The following is an 18,948-nucleotide window of genomic DNA, read 5'->3' as shown; positions in this document are numbered from 1 at the left end:
CGCAATGCCGCGTGTTACTGCGCGCTCCAGCCGCCGTCGATCTGCAATGCCGAGCCGCGCATCTCGCTCGCGGCATCGGAACACAGGAACACGGCCATGTCGCCGATCTGCTGCGGCGTGACGAACTGCGCGGACGGCTGTTTCTCGCCGAGCAGCTTCGCGCGCGCGGCATCGGCGCAAAGGGATTCGCGCGCGGCGAGATCGTCGATCTGCTTTTGAACGAGCGGCGTCAGCACGAAGCCGGGACAGATGGCGTTGACCGTCACGCCCGTGCGCGCGTTTTCGAGCGCGGCCACTTTGGTCAGCCCGAGAATGCCGTGCTTCGCCGCGACATACGCCGACTTGCCCGCCGATCCGACGAGCCCGTGCACCGACGCGATGTTGATGACGCGTCCCCAGCCCCGCGCGCGCATCGCGGGAAGCGCGACGCGCATCGTGTGAAACGCCGAACTGAGGTTGATCGCGATGATCGCGTCCCAGCGGTCGACCGGGAATTCGTCGATGGTCGCGACGTGCTGAATGCCCGCGTTGTTCACGAGCACGTCGAGCGCGCCGAAGCGCTCGGTCGCGAACGCGATCATCGCCTCGATTTCGGCGGGCTTCGTCATGTCGGCGCCGTGATGCACGGCCTGCGCGCCGGCCGCCTCGATCTGCGCGAGCGCGCCTTGCACGTCGCCGAAACCGTTCAGCACGAGGTTGGCGCCGGCCTGCGCGAGCGCGGTGGCGATGCCGAGTCCGATGCCGCTCGTCGAGCCGGTGACGAGCGCGGTCTTGCCGGCGAGCGTTTTCGATACGGATTGAGTCATGAGCGGATTCCTGTTCCTTAGCCTTTAAACGATGCCCGTCGCGTAGTACACGCCGATCACGAAGAACACCGCGAGCGTCTTGATGACGGTCACGGCGAAAATATCGCGGTACGACTCGCGGTGCGTGAGACCCGTCACCGCGAGCAGCGTGATGACGGCGCCGTTGTGCGGCAGCGTGTCCATGCCGCCGCTCGCCATCGCGACGACGCGATGCAGCACTTCGAGCGGAATGTGCGCGGCTTCAGCGCCCCGGATGAAGACGTCCGACATGGCCGCGAGCGCGATGCTCATGCCGCCCGACGCCGAGCCCGTGATGCCCGCGAGCGAACTCACCGAAATGGCCGCGTTGACGAGCGGATTCGGGATGCTCTTGAGCGCATCGGACACGATGAGAAAGCCCGGCAGCGCGGCGATCACGCCGCCGAAGCCGTATTCCGACGCCGTGTTCATCGCGGCCAGCAGCGCGCCCGCGACGGCGGCGCGCGTGCCCGGCGCGAAACGTTCCTTCACGCGTGGAAACGCGGTCACGAGCACGAGCAGAATGCCGAGCAGCAGCGCGCCTTCGACGGCCCAAATCGCGATGACGGGCTTGATCGCCGTCGTCACCGGCGTATGCACGCCGGGCAGCGCGCCGGGCGTGACCGTGTAGCTGTCGCCGTACCACTGCGGAATCCAGCGCGTGAGCGCGAAGTTCGCCACGCCGACGAGCACGAGCGGCGCGATCGCGAGCAGCGGATTCGGTAGATTCGTCGACTCGACGCGCTCCGGCTCATTGATGAGCGACGTGCCGTAGCCTTCGCCCTTCGCCATCGCGGAGCGACGCCGCACTTCGAGGAACGTGAGTCCCACCACGATGATGAACACCGAGCCGATCACGCCGAGCCAGGGCGCGGCCCAGCCGGTCGTCTTGAAGAACGTCGTCGGGATGATGTTCTGAATCTGCGGCGTGCCGGGCAGCGAATCCATCGTGAACGAGAACGCGCCGAGCGCGATGGCGCCGGGCATTAGCCGCTTCGGGATATTGCTCTGGCGGTACATTTCCGCCGCGAACGGATACACCGCGAATACGACGACGAACAGCGACACGCCGCCATAGGTGAGCAGCGCGCACACCGCGACGATCACCGCATTCACGCGCGATTTGCCGATGTAGCGGATCGCGGCGGCAACGATCGCCTCGGAGAAGCCCGACAGCTCGATCACCTTGCCGAACACCGCGCCCAGCAGGAACACGGGGAAGTAGAGCTTGACGAAGCCGACCATCTTCTCCATGAAGATGCCCGAAAACACCGGCGCGACGGCGGCGGGATCGGTGAGCAGGACGGCCGCTAGCGCGGCGATCGGCGCAAAGAGGATGACGCTGTAGCCGCGATAGGCGGCCAGCATCAGGAACGCCAGGGCGGCGAGCACGATGAGGAACGACATTGAGTCTCCATGATGGTTGTTCTTGGACTTTCGAGTCCGCGGCCGCTCTTGGCTGGGCCGTCGGCGGACGCCTCGATGCAGCTTCCGTGCCAACGCGCTCCGGGCGGGGCGGCGCGGGCATCGGCGACGTTGGGGTGAAGCGCTTTTAAGGCGCGCGTCTCTAAAGCGAGACGCATGCGCGCGGAATATCCCGCTGCGCGTTGCGGGACGAGCCTCGCAGTTGTCTCCAATTTGAGATACGCTTTCGCCGACAAGAGATAAACGGAGACGCGCAAGATCATGCGCAACGACTGGACCAACGTTCCCGCCGACTACAGCGACGTCATGCGCCGCGCGATGGAGTCGCTTTTCAAGACCTTCGAGAATTTGAGCGAAGGCACTTTTATCGTCGATGCGGACGCGCGCGTCGTCTGGATCAACAAGCGCTATGCGGCGCGCTTCGGCTTCTCCGATCCGACCGACGCCATCGGCCTCGATTGCGAAACGGTGATCCCGAACAGCCTCATGCGCGAAGTCGTCGCGACCGGCAAGCCCATTCTGCTCGACGTGCTGGAAACGGGCCGCGAGCCGCTCGTCGTCACGCGCCTGCCGCTGAAGGACGATCAGGGCGCGACCGTCGGCGCGATCGGCTTCGCGCTCTTCGACGAGATGAAGGCGCTCACGCCGCTCTTTGCGCACTATTCGCGCGTGCAGCAGGAATTGATCGCGACGCGGCAATCGCTCGCGCAGGCACGGCGCGCGAAGTACACGTTCGCGAGTTTCGTCGGCACGAGCGCCGCGAGCCTCGAAGTGAAGCGCCAGGCGCGGCGCGCGGCGCTCGTCGATTCGCCCGTCCTGCTGCTCGGCGAAACCGGCACCGGCAAGGAACTGCTCGCGCACGCGATCCACGGCGCATCGACGCGCGCGGCCAAGCCGCTCGTCACCGTGAACGTCGCTGCGATTCCCGACACGCTGCTCGAAGTCGAATTCTTCGGCGCGGCGCCGGGCGCGTACACGGGCGCGGAACGCAAGGGCCGCATCGGGAAATTCGAACTCGCGGATGGCGGCACGCTCTTTCTCGACGAAATCGGCGACATGCCGCTGCCGTTGCAGGGCAAGCTCTTGCGCGTGCTTCAGGACAAGGAGTTCGAGCCGCTCGGCTCGAATCGCATCGTGCGCGCGGACACGCGGATCATCGCGGCGACATCGGCGAATCTGCCGGCGCTCGTCGCGGCGGGGCGGTTTCGCGCGGACCTGTTTTATCGGCTGAATGTGCTGACGATCCACGCGCCGCCTTTGCGCGAACGGCTCGGCGACATCGAAGCGCTCGCCTACGCGATCCTCGAAGACCTGTCCGCCGAAGCGCGAACGGGGCGCATCCGCCAGTTCGTCCTGCACGACGACGCGTTGCGCCTGCTCGCCGCCTGCGCGTGGCCCGGCAACGTGCGCGAGCTGCGCAACACGCTCGAACGCGCGCTGATGCTCTCCGACAGCGAGCATATCGATGCCCGCGCGCTTGCCGGGTTCATCGATTCAAAACCGGCCGCGCTGCCCGCGCCGGCGGAACGCGCGGCGGCCGAGGCGCCCATGCCCTACGCGCAGGCGATGAACGACTTCGAGCGCCGCTTTCTCACCGACGCATTGCGCGCGAGCGGCGGGCGCGTGGCGGAGGCGGCAACGCGCATCGGCATCGGGCGCGCGACGCTCTACAAAAAGATCGCGGCGCTCGGTATCGCGGTGTGAGCGCGCGCCGGTGCGCGCGCGCATTCGGCGTGAAAGATTCGCGTGGCATACTCGCGCAATAAATCGAAATCAAGAATAACGGCCTGAAAACAAAGGGGTGCGGGATGAAGCGCGGCAAAAGAATCGGCCATATCGTCATGCTGGCTGCGGGCGCTTTGGCGCTTGCCGGGTGCAGCAGTTCCCCGCCGCTCTTTTCCGCCGACGGCCGGCCCACGCAGATGGTCACCTGCCCGGCCTACGGCGGCTGGCGTCTTTGCACCGACAACGCAAAGGTCGCGTGTCCGGCTGGCTACGACGTGCTCGACCAGTCGAGCGAGAACAACCAGAATTCGTTGCTGCTCGCGTGCAAGGCGAGCCAGTGATGCGCCTCAAGCGTGCTGCGTTTCGCGCAGCATCGTGACGTCGTAGCCGAGCGCGCCGGCGCGTGCGAGCAGCGTGCGGCGCAGTTCCGCCGACGGGCGCGCCTCGCGCGTGAGAATCCACAGATAGCGGCCGGTCGGCTCGCCGACGATGGACCATGTGTAGTCGTCGGCGTGGTCGAGAATCCAGTAGTCGCCCACGTAGAACGGGCCGAAGAACGAGACCTTGAGCTTCGTCCCGTTCGATCCCGTGACGATCTTCGCGCGCCCTTCCGATGCGCGATACGGTCCGTCGAGCCCGCCCTGCCGGCACGCGTTGACGATGGACACGAGGCCGTCCTCGCGCCGCGCGTAGTTCGCGGTGACGGCCTCCGCATTGCGCTCGAAGCGATTCTCATAGCGCGCGAACTCGAACCAGTGGCCGAGATAGCGTTCGACATCGACGGCTTTCGACGGCTCCGGCACATGCGCGTTGCCGCTTCGCTTTGCGCTGCGCGTGGCGAGCGCCGCGAGCGCGCCCAGCCCTGCGACCACGACGAACGCCGCCGCGCCGTAAGTCCAAGGTCTCTTCGATTTCATTGGCTCTGTGCGTTTTCGGGGGAAAGTGTCCGTGCAGCAATGGCCGTTCCGTCCGGTCGTGCTCCCGGAAGTTCTCACCGTCAGGCGGGATTGCGGGCGCGCGCCGTGTCGGCGAAAACCCGCAAGTCTCTGGGCCGATTGGTCTTTTTCGCTCGTCGGCTGCGCCGATCCACGCATTCGCGGGCGATCCCGAATCGTCTCACCTCAGCGTGCGCGAATCGATGTGACCGCGCCGGCCGTCCGGCTGCCCGCGCAGTCTCACGAAACATCGATATGCGACGAATCAAGGGCTTGCGGCCTACAAGCAACGGTTAGTCTCGCGTCCCACCGCCGCTGGAGTGAGCCGCCGTTGCTCTGGGCGTCTCACCGTGGAGCGGCTCCCGGATCGTCTCACCTTTTGAACTGCGGGTATTCTTGCGGCTCTTCCGTCCTTCGCGTCCGCGCTCGCCGCACATGCCATCGCCGGTTTCCTCGTCACTCGCCGCGCTGTCCGCGCTGCTCGGTCCGCTCGTCACCATCATCCTGCCCGTGTTCGGACTGATCTTCGCCGGCTACGCGTGCCGCAAGCTGAACAAGCTCGGGCCTGCCGCCGCGTCGGAACTGAACCGCTTCGTCGTTTATCTGGCGCTGCCCGCGCTTCTCTTCGACACGATGGCCCGAACGCCGCTGCGCATGCTCGATCAGCCCGCGTTCATCGCGGTGTTCGGTATCGGGTCGGCGGTCGTGTTCGTGCTCACGCTCGCGGTACGGCTCATGCAGTCGCGTCCGCTTGCCGATGCGAGCATCGACGGCCTCAACGCCGGATATCCGAACACCGGCTTCGTCGGCTTGCCGCTGTGTCTGCTGGCGTTCGGCAACGCGAGCCTCGCGCCCGCCGTCATCGCGACGATCATGACCGTATGCGTGATGTTCGGCGTGGCGATCGTGCTGATCGAACTCGGCTTGCAGACGGAAAGCCGCCTGAGCGCGACGCTGTGGCGCGTCGCGAAGTCGCTCGGCAAGAATCCGCTGCTGATCGCGCCCGTCGCGGGCGCGCTGATGAGCGGCGCGGGCATCGCGGTGCCGAAGGGCGGCGAAGCGCTCATCAAGCTGCTCGGCGGCGCGGCGAGTCCGTGCGCGCTGGTCGCGCTCGGGCTCTTTCTCGGCGCGAAGGGCGAGGCCCGCAACGCGCGGACGACCAGCGCGCTCGTCGCGCTGAAGCTGCTCGCGCAGCCGCTTCTGACGTGGTGGCTTGCATTCCACCTGTTCGCGCTGCCGCCGCTGTGGGCGAAAACGGCGGTGATCCTGAGCGCGCTGCCGACAGGCACCGGTCCGTTCATGCTCGCGGAGTTTTATCGGCGCGACGGCAGCGTGACGTCCAGCACGATTCTTTTCTCGACCGTGTTATCGCTCGTCACGGTCACGGTCTGTCTCGGCCTGATGCTTTGATGCGTTGATGCTTCGATTCGCTGGCGCGCTCGCGCTGCGAAAAAAACCTGGCGCGCGCGGCGTCGGGCGATACCACCTTCCGTTGCGATAGCCGAGGACTGGCCTCGATGCCTCACTGCGCGCCGTTGCCGGCACGCGCGCCGGTGCGCGCCTGCGCCTCGGCATGGCGTTCCTGATACGGACGCAACTGCGGGTAACTGAGCTGGTTGACAGCGTCGAGGTCGCCGGCGCGACGCGCGCTCGTCAGTTCCGCTTTGACTTGCGCGCGCGACTTTGCGCCATAGGCCGATTGCGCGAACACGGGCGATGCCCCGACGAGCGCCGACACGACGACGGCCACGGATAACGTGCGTTTCATGAAGAACTCCTGTTTTGCATGCGTGCTGCGTCTTGCGACGCGTGCGAGGAGTCTAGGACGGCGCGCGCTGTGCAAAAACAGCGCAGTCACCAACACATTGTTGTCGAATCCGGGGGAATGAGCGGCGACGCGGGGCGTATCGCCCGAACGCGCGCGGATTATCGCAATGCCAGCAAGAATGACTTGAGTGTTTCTCGCTTTTTCGGACGGACGCTTCGTCGCTACAGTTCGAGCCATCGATCGGAAGCGATCGCAACGAACCGACAGGAGATGTCACATGAAGCGCATTCTTTCCATCCTCGCCGCATCCATCGCGCTTTTCGCGGCCGCGGGCGCGGCCCAGGCCGCCGATTCGCAGCCCGCAGCGTGCCAAGGCCCGGCACCGCAGTGCAACGTGTTCTTCGGCCAATAAGACGCATCCGGCGCGCTCGACACGCCTTTCTACGCGATTTGTTTCGTCGATGAATCGAAATCGGAATGTACGGCGCAGTGGTTTCGAGTTATCCACAGTTTCTGTGGATAAACGTGGGGATAGCTGAGCGCAAAGCGAGTGTTCATGCGGCGCGGGCTGGACTGACCGATTCATCACAAAAAAGTGAACGCTCGGCCGGCGCCGCGCTCGCGTGACGCCCGCGCGACGCCGGGCCTATGATGTGCTCTCGCGTCTCTCCAGCAGTGACGCGCGCATCACCCACTTTCATCCTTTGACGGGGAAGATGTCATGGCCTACAAAATCGCGGTGGTCGTAGGAAGCCTGCGGCAAGGTTCGTTCAACAAGCAGCTTGCACACGCGCTCGAATCGCTCGCACCGGGCGATTTCACCTTCGAGCATCTCGATATCGGCAGCCTGCCGCTCTATAGCCAGGATTACGACAGCGACTTCCCGGAAGCCGCGCGCACGCTCAAGCAGAAGGTTTCGGAAGCCGACGGCCTCCTGTTTGTCACGCCCGAATACAACCGCTCGATGCCCGGCGTGCTCAAGAACGCGCTCGACTGGGGATCGCGCCCCTGGGGACAAAGCGCGTGGGGCGGCAAGCCGGGCGCGGTGATCGGCACATCGGTCGGGGCGATCGGCACGGCCATCGCGCAATCGCATCTGCGCGGCGTGTGCGCTTATCTCGACATCGCGCTGCTCGGCCAGCCGGAGATGTACATCAAGCACGACGAGAACCGCATCGACGCGAACGGCAACATCGTGAGCGACGACACGCGCAAGTACTTGCAGACCTTCATGGACAAATTCGCGGCGTGGGTGCGGACGCACGCGGCGCCCACCGCCTGAGGCATCGTTTCCTGCCGCGCAATGCGAACGGCCCGCGCAAGCGGGCCGTCGGGCGTGGGAAAAGCGGTCAGAGGCGATGCTATCCCGTCACGCGGTCCCAGCCGTGGCGGACGGCCGCCTTGAACCGCTCCCACGTATTGCCTTCGGGATGCCGGCTTTCCCAGTCCCGGCGCATCTCGTTTTCCATCTGATCGTCCCACGCGCGGCTACGGAAGCGCTCGTCGTTGCCGAGCGTCGCGCCGTAGCGATACGCGCCCTGATAGTCCTCATACGGCTCGCCCGTCGCCGCGTAGCGGGCGTCGTAATCCGCGCGGAAGTCCTCTTCGTACTCCATGTACTCGTTCGGCACGGTGCGCGGACCGAGCGGAACCGCCGCCTGCGATGCAGCCGACGTGCCGATCGGGTCCGCCGATGCGCCCATCGCGGGCATCGACTGCGACTGAATCTGCGTCTGCGTATTGAGTTGCTGCGGCTTCGCGGGTTCGTCGAGCGTGCTGAGCGGCTCGATGGACTCGATCGAGCCCCAGTCCGTCGCGGGATCGGGGACCGCGCCCGGCAGCGGCTCGCGCTCGCTCGCGCCGATCGGATCGCGGCCCGCGAGCGCATCGCGTTCCGACAGCGACGCGCCCAGCCCCTCGCCCAGACCCGCGCCCGCGCCGATTTCGGTAGCCGCCGCAGCGCCGATCGGAGCGGCGCCCGTCGTCGCGAGCGGATCGCGGCCCGTGACCGGATCACGCCCGGCAAGCGGATCGCGCGCGGCGGACTTCGTCTCGACCTGCTCGTACTGCGTCGCGGACGGCTCCGCCGAATCGCGCTGCGGACGCGTGTGAGGCATCAGCGGATCGTCGGCGGGATCGCTCACGTAGTCGCGCGAAGTCAGCGTCGCCGGGTCCGCGCGCGTGAACGCTTCCCCCAGCGTTTCCCCGAGCGTTTCCCCACGCGGTTCCCCGATCGGATCGATCAGCGGATCGCCGAGCGGCCCGGCAAGCGGATCGATGACCGGCTGCACCGCCGGATCGCCGACATCGGCGCGCGGATACGCCCGCGCGCGCGGCGCGTCGGTGCGCGGCTGGTTCACCGGCTCGCGGCCCGGCACGGCGCTGCCGCGCCCGAGACCCAGTTCGTCGAGCAGGGAATGATCGCGGTCGTCGCTTGCAGGCTGCGTCGTGGCCGCGCCGTGCGAGAGCGTCGTCCAGCTTGCCGCGCGTTCGTCGATGTCGATCGCGCCCTCGTCCGACAGCGTCGAGCGGGCGATGTCGGCCTGTGCCTCGCTCGGGGTATCGACGGCGACGAGCACCGCGCCGCGCCGCACGGCTTCCGAGTAATGCGCGACTTCCGGCGGCTGATCGCGCCCGCCGAAGAGCATGCTGAAAAAGCGCTCGATGTTCGCGAGGACGCCCGGTTCCGCGTGCGTCTCGGCATCGGGCATCGCGGATGGCTGCGCGGCGTCGTCCCGCTTCGGATTCGCCTGCAACTCGATGTCGCCGCTCGCGAATCCCGCGTTGATGAGGGCCGAGCGCGCGACCTCGGCCTGTGCGTAGGTGTCGAAAACTCCGATGACGGTGTGTCGCATGGTCGCCTCCTCTCGGACAAGCGGATTTCGCGGGTATCGGCAACGCCCGTTGCCGCACATGAGTCGAGGGTACGCAACAGACGTGCCGGACGGCGCGGCGCAGCGTCGCGGGCGGCGGGCTATCGCGAGCGAAGCCGGTTTTACAAACGCGCGTGCAAAAACCGGCGGCGCGCCGCTGTCATCGGTCAGCGGAACGCGACGTCTGATCCTCGCGGATGTCGCGCAGCAGCGAATCGAGGAGCGCAATGTCGAAGGGCTTCGACAGCACGCGCGCGTCCACTTGGCGCGCGCGGTCGAGTTCCTCCGCGTAGCCGGTGACGAGAATCACCGGGACGTGCGGCTCGAAGGTCTGCAGCGCTTCGGCCAGATCGATGCCGTTCATGCGCCCCGGCATGTGGATGTCGGAAAGCACGACATCGAAAGGAAAGCCGGATGGCGCAGGGCGGTCGCGCGCGGCTTCGAGGGCGGTCATCGCGGCGTCGGCGTTGAAAACGTAAGTGACGTGATGGCCCATCATGGTGAGCAGCGCTTCGGTGCCGGCCGCGACTTCCTCGTTGTCCTCCACGAGCAGCACGCGCAAGGCTTCGGCTTCTTGCGGCGGCGGCGCGGCTTGCTCGGGCGCGGCGCCTGGCGCTGCGCCGGCGCTCGCGCGCGGCAGATAAAGACGCACCGCCGTGCCCGCGCCGATGGCGCTGTCGATCGTCGCCAGCCCGCCCGCGCGCTCGCAGAACGCGAAGACCTGCGGCAGCCCGAGGCCGGTGCCGAGGCCCTTCGGCTTCGTCGTGAAAAGCGGCTCGAACGCGCGCGCGAGCACGTCGGCGCTCATGCCGACGCCGGTATCCTCGAAGGCGATCTGCACGAAATCGCCGATCAGCGGAAAGCCGTCCTCGTGCCGGAACCGGACGTTGCCGGCGCGCAGCGTGAAGGTGCCGCCGTTGGGCATCGCGTCGCGCGCATTCACGGCCACGTTGATGAGCGCGAGTTCCAGTTCGGCCGGATCGACGCGTATGGCCCACACGTCCGGGGCGACTTCGGTATTGAGCGCGACCTTCGCGCCGAGCGACGCGCGCAGCAGTTCGCGCCCGGCCGTCGCCCATTTGCCGATGCCGATCACTTCGCTGCGTAACGGCTGCTTGCGCGCGACGCCGAGCAGTTGGCGCGTGAGCGACTGGCCGCTCTTGAGCGCGCGCTCCATCGCGGAGAGTTCGCGGTCGAGGCCCGGCGCGCCGCGCCGTCGCGCGATCTGCACGTTCGTCGAGACGATCATCAGCAGGTTGTTGAAATCGTGCGCGACGCTGCCGACGAGATTGCCGAGCGCCTCCATCTTGCGCGCCTGCCGGTACGCGGATTCGATGGAGCGGCGCATCGACGCTTCCGTCTGCCAGCGCTCCCAGGCTTCTTCCTCGATGGCGAGCCGCCGCAGCGACTGGCCGATCACGCCCCACAGCACGACGCACGGCGCGAGGATCGAGAGCGCGAGCACGCTCAAGTGCCGGTACCACTGCGCCCAGATGGTCGGAAACGGATATCCGCTCGACACGTACACCGGATAGTTGCCGACGCGGCGAAACGCGACGATCTTCAACTGCTTGTCGAGTCCCGAGACCATCTTGACGACGCCGCTTCTGCGTCCGGCGCGATACGCGTCGCGCAAGGGCGAGCCTGGCGCGAGCGACATGCGGTCGGGCGGGCGCTCCGGATACCACGCGAGCACTTCGCCGTCGGCGCGCGCGAGACCGAGCGACACCGTCGCGCTGTCGCCGAGCAGTTCGCGGTAAAACGCGTTGAAATACGACGGCCGCAGCGCGATGGACACCATCCCCGCGAACCGGCCTTCGGGCGTGCGGCGCAGCACGGCCGTATTGAATACGCGCTCGCCCGCGACGCTGCCGATCATCACGCGCGAGATCCTCTCTTCTCGCGGGTCGTCGCGCAGGCCGGCGAAGTCTTCGCGTTGCCCGACCGAGATGTCGGGCGTCGGCCAGGCGCGGCTCGTGACGAGCAGCTTGCCATCGGCGCCGAAGACGGACGCCGCCGCCACTTGCGGGTAGCTGCCGATCATCCGGGCGAGGCGCTCGTGCAGGAGCGCGTCCGTATCGCGGATCGCGTCGGTGTCGAGATCGGCGAGCAGATCGACGATGCGCTCGTTCAGCGTGACGTTGAGATCGAACACCTTGAGCGCGTGCTCTTCCGCGACGCGTGCATTGCGTGCGACGGCTTCCGCCGCGGTCGTTTCGCGCGCGCGGTAATCGGAGATCGCGGTGACGGCGACATAGATGCACGGAAGCACGACGGCCGCGACGAGCAGCGCGTAGAGCGTCATGCGTTGCGCGGCGAAGTTGCGCTCGGGAACTACCGGGAAGGGCGGTTCGTCCTGCCTCGCATCGGCGGCAGCGTCGGCGTCGGACTCCTCACGTTGCAGCGTCATTTTGGCAGCGGAGTGGAAAACTTTACTGGAGGCTTCGCGCGTTGGCGTCCGGTGGGCGGGGACGGACCGTCGAGCGAGGTACGAAGGGTTTGTGGATGCACCAATCATGCCGAAAAGAACGCTTGGCGAAGCGACGCGCTGACCGAACGCGCGTGCGGCGCGCCAAGTTAGCGAGATTATCGGCAGCGCAAACGTACAGCGCAGAAGAGCGGCTCTTAAGCGATAGCGTGCGTGAGCAAAACATACTCACGCGCGCTTCGCCGCGAGCGTAGAAAACTCGCCGCACGCGTTTGGCGAGTTGCTTCGCTATTCGCTTCGGCCGAAAATGCAATCTTCCGACGATTGCGCCGCCAGAACGCAACATCCGGTGCCACGCGCGCGGGAAGTGTTATCGCAGACGAACGGCGCGCGAAGTGAGGCCAAGGTCCGGCGCCGACCGGGCGTGGACGAGACGAAGGCAGCGCATCGTGATGCCAGACGAGAACCGGCAACGCGCGCTCGCGCGCTGTCGATTGCACCCTCGGCGAAAGCCGCCGCGCCGCGCACGCCGCTTCCGGCCGATGGCATGGCGAAGAGCGCGAGACGCAACGCCCGTCCTAAAGATTTCGCGAGCGGCGCCGTAAACCCATGCGAAAGCACGACGTGTTTCCTGTGCCGTGCCGCGAGGCGCGCCACGCCATCATCCGACCTACGATGCCTTTGCCGATAGTCATTGCCGACGATTCCCTGCTTGCGCGCAAGGTGCTCACGCGCGCGCTGCCCGCGGACTGGGACGTCGAAATTTCCTACGCGACGAACGGACGCGAAGCGCTCGAGCTGTATCGGGCGGGACGCGCATCCGTGATGTTCCTCGACCTGACGATGCCCGACATGACCGGCTATCAGGTGCTCGACGCCTTGCAGCACGAAGACCTGAACACGTTCGTGATCGTCGTGTCGGCGGACGTGCAGCCGATGGCGCAGGAGCGCGTGCGCGCACTCGGCGCGATTGCCTTCCTGCCGAAGCCGGTAACGCCCGAGGCATTGCGTCCCGTTCTGAAGGAGTACGGTCTCCATGCTTGAACCCGCTCTCAACGAAGACCAGCGCGACGCCCTTCAGGAAGTCGCCAACATGGCGATGGGCCAGGCCGCGACGCGGCTGTCGAAGCTGCTCGGCACGTTCATCGAACTGTCGGTGCCGCGCGTGCGCGTGGTGAGCGTGGCGGAAGCGTCGGGCGCGCTCGCGGAGATGACCGGCATCACCGACACGGTGACGGCCGTGCGGCAAGGTTTCCGCTCGGACATCAAGGGCGAGGCGATCGTGCTGTGCAAGAGCGGCAGCGTCGACGATCTGTGCGCGCTCGTCGACGATCCATACACCAAATCCAGCTTCGAGGCGACGACTCGCACCGAACTCATCTTCGACGTGGCGACCGTGCTGATGGGCGCGTGTGTCTCGTGCATTCTCGACCGCCTGGGCCGCGCGCCGATCTTCTCGCCGCCGGGCATGCTGGGCCTCGAACTGTCGCTCGACCAAGTCTTTCAGCCCGCGATGCTCGCGTGGAAATCCGCGCTCCTGCTCGAAGTGAACTTCGCGCTGGAGGACCATAGCTTCCGCGCGCACCTCGTGATGCTCATGGCCGAAGACGCCATCGCGCGTCTGAACGAAGCGCTCGACGCGCTTCTTTCCAGCTTCTGACCGCCGACATGGAAGAACTGCGGCATGTGCTGAGCGAACTCGTGATCGAGCGCGTCGGATTCGGCATTTTCGTGCTGGATCGCGACCTGAACGTGCTCATGTGGAACCGCTTCATGGCCGATCACAACGGCAAGACGGCCGCGCAGGTCACGGGCAAATCCATCTTCGCGAGCTTTCCGGAACTGCCGCGCGTGTGGTTCACGCGCAAGGTGGAAAGCGTGTTCCAGCTCGGCAGCTTCGCGTCCAGTTCGCGGGAGCAGCGGCCGTATCTCTTCAAGTTCGATCACGACCGGCCCATCACCGGCGGCGTCGATTTCATGCAGCAGGACTGCACGTTCATGCCGCTCGTTCACGAGCGCGAGGTGCGCGCCGTCTGCGTGACGATTTCCGATGCGACGCACGCGAGCATGATGCAGCGCGCCCGCGACGAAGCGGTGGCGAAGCTGCAGGAATTCGCGGACCGCGACGGGCTGACGGGCATCGCGAACCGGCGCTACTTCGAACTGCGCCTGCGCGACGAATTCTCGCGCTGGCAGCGCTATGGCGGCGATCTGTCGATGCTGCTGTTCGATCTCGACCACTTCAAGCGCATCAACGACGAACTCGGGCATCTGGTCGGCGACACGGTGCTGCGCGTGATGGCCGAGCGCGTGGCGGCGGCGGTGCGCGTGCAGGACGTGTTCGGGCGCTTCGGCGGCGAGGAGTTCGCGCTGCTTCTGCCGTGCACGCATTTCGCCGATGCGATGATCGTCGCGGAGAAGGTGCGCCGCGCCATCGGCGAAACGCCGATCGACGTGCAGGGCGCGCGCGTGCCGGTGACGGCGAGCGTCGGCGCGGCGTGCGCGCGGCGCGACGTGACGTCGTCTTACGAGGCGCTCATCAACGAGGCCGATGCCGCGCTCTACGCGGCCAAACGCGAAGGCCGGAACCGGGCGGTCGGCTTCGAGTGAAGGCGGCGGCGCCAGCCGCAACCGCCGCGATTCATTGGTATACTCTCAGGCGCTTCCGGCTCCCTTTGCAGCGTTGTAGTGCAGCCGGCGCGCGCCGGCTTTCTCCTTCGATCATTCCATTGCAGCGCCACGTCGTTCCGCGCGCTTGCCACGATCGCCGGAACCGGCGCCCGATCTCTTAATTGCCCTTGGGGGCGCCACAGCGGAGTCCGTCTTGGCCGTTTCCAACATCATCGCCGACGAATCCACCACCGACGCCGCGAAGGCATCGTCGGGAAGTTCGTTTTATCTCGCGATGCGTATCCTGCCGGCTGCGCAGCGCGACGCGATGTATCAGATCTACGCTTTCTGCCGCGCCGTCGACGACATCGCCGACGAAGGCGCACTGCCGCGCCGCGAACGCGCGCTCGCGCTCGACCGCTGGCGCGAGGACATCGACGCCTGCTATCGCGGCGCGCCGAAGCGCTCGCTCGAAGCGCTCACGCGTCACATTCACGCCTTCCAGCTTTCCCGCGACGACTTCCACGCGGTGATCGACGGCATGGCGATGGACGCCGCCGGCGACATCGTCGCGCCCGACGAAGCCACGCTCGACCTTTATTGCGACCGCGTGGCGAGCGCGGTCGGGCGGCTGTCGGTGAGAATCTTCGGGATGCAGGAGGACGCCGGCCGGCGCCTCGCGCATCATCTCGGCCGCGCGCTGCAACTGACCAACATCCTGCGCGATATCGACGAAGACGCCGCCATCGGCCGCGTGTATCTGCCGCGCGAACTGCTCGCGCGCGAGGGCATTTCCACGAGCGATCCGGCGAGCATCGCCGGCGATGCGCGGCTGCCGCGCGTGTGCGCCGTGCTCGCCGAGCGCGCGAAGGGCCACTACGCGCAATCCGACGCGATCATGGCCGCTTCGCCGCGCCACGAGGTGCGCGCGCCGCGCATCATGTCGGCGGCGTATCGCGCGGTGCTCGACGCCAACCTGAAACGCGGCTTCGACCTGCCGCGCACGCGCGTGCGCACGCCGCGTGCGCGTCTGCTGTGGATCGTGGCGCGCAACCTCTTCTGATGTCCCGGCTGGTTCACGTCGTCGGCGCCGGCCTGGCCGGACTCGCCGCCGCGGTGGAAGCGCAACGGCGCGGCGCGCGCGTCGTGCTGCACGAGGCAGCGCCTCACGCGGGCGGCCGTTGCCGCTCGTATTTCGATGCAAAGCTCGGCGTGACCATCGACAACGGCGGCCATCTGCTGCTTTCGGGGTATCACGCGACGCTCGCCTATCTGCGCGCGATCGGTTCCGCCGACGCGCTCGTCGGCCCGACGCAGCCGGAGTATCCGTTTCTCGATATCGCGAGCGGGCAGGCGTGGACCATCCGCATGTCGCCGGGGCGCCTCCCGCGCTGGCTTTTCGACGCCGACGCGCGCGTGCCCGCCACGCAGCCCTCCGATTATCTGCCGATGCTGCCGCTCTTCTTCGCGAAGCCGGGGCGCACCATCGGCGAATCGATGCGCGCGCGGGGCCGCGTGTGGGACCGGCTCGCGCGGCCGCTCCTGCGCGCGATGCTCAACGCCGATCCCGCCGAGGCGAGCGCCACGCTCGCCGCAAACCTGTTGCGCGAAACGGTGGCGGCGGGCGGGCAGGCGTGCCGGCCGCTCGTCGCGCGAAACGGTTTGGCGCACGCGTTCGTCGAACCGGCGCTGCGGCTCTTGCAATACGGCGGCGCGGATATCCGGCTGGGCGCGCGCGTGGCGGGCATCGGCTATTCGGGCACGGATTCGAAGGAACGGGTAAGCTCGCTGGCTTTCGAGAACGCGAGCGAGCCCATTGCGGTAGGCGCGGGCGATGGCGTCGTGCTCGCCGTGCCGCCCGACGCCGCTCGCGCGCTCGTGCCGGGCGTTGCCGCGCCGGACGAATTCCGCGCGAGCGTGACCGTGCACTTCGCCGTCGATGTGCCGATTGCGCCGATTGCATCGGCCTCGGGGCGGCTGACGTTCTTCGCGAACGGCGTCGCCGACTGCCTCACGGCGACCGACGACCGGCTCACCGCGACTGTCGCGGGCGCGGACCGACTGCTCGCGACGCCGCACGACGAGATCGCCGCGTCGGTGTGGCCGGAAGTCGCGAAAGCCGCGCGCATGCCGACTGTGCCGATGCCGCCGTGGCAAGTCGTCGTGGAGCCGCGCGCCACGTTCGCGGCGGTGCCGTCGCAGGAAGGACAGCGCTGCGCCACGCGCACGCGCTGGCCCAATTTCACGCTCGCGGGAGACTGGACGGCGACCGGCCTGCCCGCGACGATCGAAGGCGCGATCCGCTCCGGCCAGAAGGCCGTGGATCTGCTGTTGAACCCATCGATGGAACGCTGATGAACGATTTATCCCTGTCGGCCGTGGGCGCTGCGGTGTCGCATGCCGCGCTGGACCACGCCGTCGCCGAAGCCACCGACGCGCTGCTCGCGGCGCAGCATCCCGAAGGCTACTGGCTCTACGAACTCGAGGCCGACGCAACGATTCCGGCCGAATACGTGCTGCTCGTCCACTATCTCGGCGAAACCGCCGACGACACGCTCGAAGCGAAAATCGGCCGCTATCTGCGCCGCATCCAGCGCGCGGACGGCGGCTGGCCGCTCTTCACCGATGGCGCGATGGACGTGTCCGCCACGGTGAAGGCGTATTTCGCGCTGAAGATGATCGGCGATTCCCCCGACGCCGAGCACATGCAGCGCGCCCGCCGCGCGATTCTGGCCGCAGGCGGCGCGGAAAAGGTGAACGTATTCACGCGCATTTTGCTCGCGCTTTTCGGCGTGGTGTCGTGGCGCGCCGTGCCGATGATGCCCGTCGAAATCATGCGCCTTCCGATGTGGTTCCCGTTCCACTTGTCGAAGGTGTCGTACTGGGCGCGCACGGTGATCGTGCCGCTGCTCGTGCTCAACGCGAAGCGCCCGAAGGCGCGCAACCCGCGCGGCGTGCGGATCGACGAAGTGTTCCGCAATCCGCCCGTGAATACGGGCATGCCCGAGCGCGCGGGGCACCAGGGACGCGGCTGGTTCACTTTTTTCCGCGTGGTCGATTCGGTGCTTCGCGTGGCCGATCCGCTGTTTCCCAAAGCCGGCCGCGAACGCGCGATCGATGAAGCGGTGCGCTTCGTCGACGAGCGTCTGAACGGCGAAGACGGCCTCGGCGCCATTTTCCCGGCGATGGCAAACTCCGTGATGATGTACGACGTGCTCGGCTATCCGCCGGAGCATCCGAACCGCGCGATCGCCCGCAAGTCGATCGACAAGCTGCTGGTCATCGACGAAGCCGAGGACGGCGAAGCGTACTGCCAGCCGTGTCTTTCGCCAGTGTGGGATACGTCGCTCGCGTCGCACGCGCTGCTCGAAACCGGCATGCCGAAGGCGCGCGCGGCGGTCGCGCGCGGGCTGGAATGGCTGCGTCCGCTACAGATTCTCAATGTGCGCGGCGACTGGGTTTCGCGCCGGCCGAACGTGCGTCCGGGCGGCTGGGCGTTCCAGTTCGCGAACCCGCATTACCCCGATGTCGACGACACCGCGGTCGTCGCAATGGCGATGGACCGCGCCGGGCGCGAGAACGGCACGGCGATGTTCGACGAAGCGATTTCGCGCGCGCGCGAATGGGTCGTCGGCATGCAGAGCAGCGACGGCGGCTGGGGCGCGTTCGAGCCTGAGAACACGCAGTTCTATCTGAACAACATTCCGTTCTCGGATCACGGCGCGCTGCTCGATCCGCCGACCGTCGATGTATCCGCGCGCTGCCTCTCGATGCTCGCGCAGCTCGGCGAAACGCCCGCGAACAGCGAGCCGGCACGCCGCGCGTTCGACTACATCGTGAGGGGACAGGAGCGCGATGGAAGCTGGTACGGCCGCTGGGGACTGAATTACGTCTATGGCACGTGGTCGGCGCTGTGCGCGCTGAACGCGGCGGGCGTCGAGCCGTCCGATTCGCGCATGAAGCGCGGTGCGGACTGGCTGATCGGCATTCAGAATGCGGACGGCGGCTGGGGCGAAGGCGGCGAAAGCTACAAGCTCGATTACCGCGGCTACGAACAGGCGCCGAGCACCGCATCGCAGACAGCGTGGGCGCTGCTCGGGCTGATGGCGGCGGGGCTCGTCGAGCATCCGTCGGTCGCGCGGGGCGTCGACTATCTCGTTCGCACGCAAGAGGCGCACGGCCTGTGGGACGAAACGCGCTTCACGGCGACCGGCTTTCCGCGCGTCTTTTATCTGCGATACCACGGCTATCGCAAGTTTTTCCCGCTGTGGGCGCTCGCGCGCTACCGCAATCTGACGCGCGAAGGGCAAACGCGCGTGACGGTGGGCGTGTGAACCCGCCCGACGCACGCGCCGCCGCC

Annotated in this window: 17 protein-coding genes; 11 read left to right on the top strand and 6 right to left on the bottom strand. The window is 67.1% G+C overall.

The window, feature by feature from the left end:
• Positions 1–14 precede the first annotated feature (14 nt).
• On the bottom strand, positions 15–806 hold the full coding sequence (locus LDZ27_RS20470; protein ID WP_244816678.1) for a 3-hydroxybutyrate dehydrogenase: 792 nt from the start codon (positions 804–806) through the stop codon (positions 15–17).
• A 24-nt stretch (positions 807–830) separates the two neighbouring features.
• A complete protein-coding gene (locus LDZ27_RS20465) occupies positions 831–2,231 on the bottom strand; it encodes a GntP family permease (RefSeq protein ID WP_244816677.1) in 1,401 nt (466 codons plus the stop codon).
• Between the two features lie 279 nt (positions 2,232–2,510).
• On the opposite strand from LDZ27_RS20465, the gene LDZ27_RS20460 reads away from it, so the two are divergent.
• Positions 2,511–3,953 (top strand): sigma-54-dependent Fis family transcriptional regulator, encoded by a 1,443-nt coding sequence (locus LDZ27_RS20460; protein ID WP_244816676.1) that lies wholly within the window; start codon positions 2,511–2,513, stop codon positions 3,951–3,953.
• Positions 3,954–4,057: 104 nt separating this feature from the next.
• A complete protein-coding gene (locus LDZ27_RS20455; RefSeq protein WP_244816675.1) occupies positions 4,058–4,315 on the top strand; it encodes a hypothetical protein in 258 nt (85 codons plus the stop codon).
• Positions 4,316–4,321: 6 nt separating this feature from the next.
• On the opposite strand, the gene LDZ27_RS20450 is transcribed toward LDZ27_RS20455, so the two are convergent.
• Complete coding sequence (locus tag LDZ27_RS20450; protein ID WP_244816674.1) at positions 4,322–4,891, bottom strand: lipocalin family protein; 570 nt, start codon at positions 4,889–4,891, stop codon at positions 4,322–4,324.
• 453 nt (positions 4,892–5,344) lie between these two features.
• Here LDZ27_RS20450 and LDZ27_RS20445 point away from each other — a divergent pair, with 453 nt between their 5' ends.
• Entirely contained in the window at positions 5,345–6,319 is a 975-nt protein-coding gene (locus LDZ27_RS20445; RefSeq protein WP_244816673.1) for an AEC family transporter, read from the top strand.
• A 112-nt stretch (positions 6,320–6,431) separates the two neighbouring features.
• Here the strand turns inward: LDZ27_RS20445 and LDZ27_RS20440 are convergent, their stop codons facing one another.
• On the bottom strand, positions 6,432–6,677 hold the full coding sequence (locus tag LDZ27_RS20440; RefSeq protein ID WP_244816672.1) for a DUF4148 domain-containing protein: 246 nt from the start codon (positions 6,675–6,677) through the stop codon (positions 6,432–6,434).
• A 277-nt stretch (positions 6,678–6,954) separates the two neighbouring features.
• Between LDZ27_RS20440 and LDZ27_RS28875 the strand changes: the two genes are divergently transcribed.
• A complete protein-coding gene (locus tag LDZ27_RS28875) occupies positions 6,955–7,089 on the top strand; it encodes a hypothetical protein (protein WP_255751457.1) in 135 nt (44 codons plus the stop codon).
• A gap of 309 nt (positions 7,090–7,398) precedes the next feature.
• A complete protein-coding gene (locus LDZ27_RS20435; RefSeq protein ID WP_244816671.1) occupies positions 7,399–7,959 on the top strand; it encodes an NADPH-dependent FMN reductase in 561 nt (186 codons plus the stop codon).
• 79 nt (positions 7,960–8,038) lie between these two features.
• On the opposite strand, the gene LDZ27_RS20430 is transcribed toward LDZ27_RS20435, so the two are convergent.
• Both LDZ27_RS20430 and LDZ27_RS20425 read right to left on the bottom strand, forming a co-directional pair.
• A complete protein-coding gene (locus LDZ27_RS20430) occupies positions 8,039–9,532 on the bottom strand; it encodes a hypothetical protein (RefSeq protein ID WP_244816670.1) in 1,494 nt (497 codons plus the stop codon).
• 178 nt (positions 9,533–9,710) lie between these two features.
• Positions 9,711–11,960 (bottom strand): hybrid sensor histidine kinase/response regulator, encoded by a 2,250-nt coding sequence (locus LDZ27_RS20425; protein ID WP_244816669.1) that lies wholly within the window; start codon positions 11,958–11,960, stop codon positions 9,711–9,713.
• A 693-nt stretch (positions 11,961–12,653) separates the two neighbouring features.
• Between LDZ27_RS20425 and LDZ27_RS20420 the strand changes: the two genes are divergently transcribed.
• From LDZ27_RS20420 to shc, 6 genes are all read left to right on the top strand, one after another.
• On the top strand, positions 12,654–13,022 hold the full coding sequence (locus LDZ27_RS20420; protein ID WP_244816668.1) for a response regulator: 369 nt from the start codon (positions 12,654–12,656) through the stop codon (positions 13,020–13,022).
• Positions 13,015–13,638: a chemotaxis protein CheC gene (locus tag LDZ27_RS20415; RefSeq protein ID WP_244816667.1), complete on the top strand. Its 624-nt coding sequence runs from the start codon at positions 13,015–13,017 to the stop codon at positions 13,636–13,638. Before LDZ27_RS20420 ends, LDZ27_RS20415 begins: the two co-directional genes overlap by 8 nt.
• An 8-nt stretch (positions 13,639–13,646) precedes the next feature.
• Positions 13,647–14,588: a GGDEF domain-containing protein gene (locus LDZ27_RS20410; protein ID WP_244816666.1), complete on the top strand. Its 942-nt coding sequence runs from the start codon at positions 13,647–13,649 to the stop codon at positions 14,586–14,588.
• Positions 14,589–14,802: 214 nt separating this feature from the next.
• On the top strand, positions 14,803–15,651 hold the full coding sequence (gene hpnD / locus LDZ27_RS20405; protein ID WP_244816665.1) for a presqualene diphosphate synthase HpnD: 849 nt from the start codon (positions 14,803–14,805) through the stop codon (positions 15,649–15,651).
• Positions 15,651–16,943, top strand: a complete 1,293-nt coding sequence (gene hpnE, locus LDZ27_RS20400) for a hydroxysqualene dehydroxylase HpnE (RefSeq protein WP_244816664.1) — start codon at positions 15,651–15,653, stop codon at positions 16,941–16,943. The genes hpnD and hpnE overlap by 1 nt, the downstream gene beginning before the upstream one ends.
• Entirely contained in the window at positions 16,943–18,922 is a 1,980-nt protein-coding gene (shc, locus tag LDZ27_RS20395) for a squalene--hopene cyclase (protein WP_244816663.1), read from the top strand. The genes hpnE and shc overlap by 1 nt, the downstream gene beginning before the upstream one ends.
• Positions 18,923–18,948 lie beyond the last annotated feature (26 nt).

Source organism: Caballeronia sp. Lep1P3 (assembly GCF_022879595.1).
GTDB lineage: Bacteria > Pseudomonadota > Gammaproteobacteria > Burkholderiales > Burkholderiaceae > Caballeronia.
This window is presented reverse-complemented; position numbering and strand designations above follow the sequence as displayed.

What these genes read in the sequence shown, in the direction of transcription:
- LDZ27_RS20470 (WP_244816678.1), bottom strand. Translation starts at nt 806, where the DNA reads ATGACTCAATCCGTATCGAAAACGCTCGCCGGCAAGACCGCGCTCGTC.
- LDZ27_RS20465 (WP_244816677.1), bottom strand. Translation starts at nt 2,231, where the DNA reads ATGTCGTTCCTCATCGTGCTCGCCGCCCTGGCGTTCCTGATGCTGGCC.
- LDZ27_RS20460 (WP_244816676.1), top strand. Translation starts at nt 2,511, where the DNA reads ATGCGCAACGACTGGACCAACGTTCCCGCCGACTACAGCGACGTCATG.
- LDZ27_RS20455 (WP_244816675.1), top strand. Translation starts at nt 4,058, where the DNA reads ATGAAGCGCGGCAAAAGAATCGGCCATATCGTCATGCTGGCTGCGGGC.
- LDZ27_RS20450 (WP_244816674.1), bottom strand. Translation starts at nt 4,891, where the DNA reads ATGAAATCGAAGAGACCTTGGACTTACGGCGCGGCGGCGTTCGTCGTG.
- LDZ27_RS20445 (WP_244816673.1), top strand. Translation starts at nt 5,345, where the DNA reads ATGCCATCGCCGGTTTCCTCGTCACTCGCCGCGCTGTCCGCGCTGCTC.
- LDZ27_RS20440 (WP_244816672.1), bottom strand. Translation starts at nt 6,677, where the DNA reads ATGAAACGCACGTTATCCGTGGCCGTCGTCGTGTCGGCGCTCGTCGGG.
- LDZ27_RS28875 (WP_255751457.1), top strand. Translation starts at nt 6,955, where the DNA reads ATGAAGCGCATTCTTTCCATCCTCGCCGCATCCATCGCGCTTTTCGCG.
- LDZ27_RS20435 (WP_244816671.1), top strand. Translation starts at nt 7,399, where the DNA reads ATGGCCTACAAAATCGCGGTGGTCGTAGGAAGCCTGCGGCAAGGTTCG.
- LDZ27_RS20430 (WP_244816670.1), bottom strand. Translation starts at nt 9,532, where the DNA reads ATGCGACACACCGTCATCGGAGTTTTCGACACCTACGCACAGGCCGAG.
- LDZ27_RS20425 (WP_244816669.1), bottom strand. Translation starts at nt 11,960, where the DNA reads ATGACGCTGCAACGTGAGGAGTCCGACGCCGACGCTGCCGCCGATGCG.
- LDZ27_RS20420 (WP_244816668.1), top strand. Translation starts at nt 12,654, where the DNA reads ATGCCTTTGCCGATAGTCATTGCCGACGATTCCCTGCTTGCGCGCAAG.
- LDZ27_RS20415 (WP_244816667.1), top strand. Translation starts at nt 13,015, where the DNA reads ATGCTTGAACCCGCTCTCAACGAAGACCAGCGCGACGCCCTTCAGGAA.
- LDZ27_RS20410 (WP_244816666.1), top strand. Translation starts at nt 13,647, where the DNA reads ATGGAAGAACTGCGGCATGTGCTGAGCGAACTCGTGATCGAGCGCGTC.
- hpnE (WP_244816664.1), top strand. Translation starts at nt 15,651, where the DNA reads ATGTCCCGGCTGGTTCACGTCGTCGGCGCCGGCCTGGCCGGACTCGCC.
- shc (WP_244816663.1), top strand. Translation starts at nt 16,943, where the DNA reads ATGAACGATTTATCCCTGTCGGCCGTGGGCGCTGCGGTGTCGCATGCC.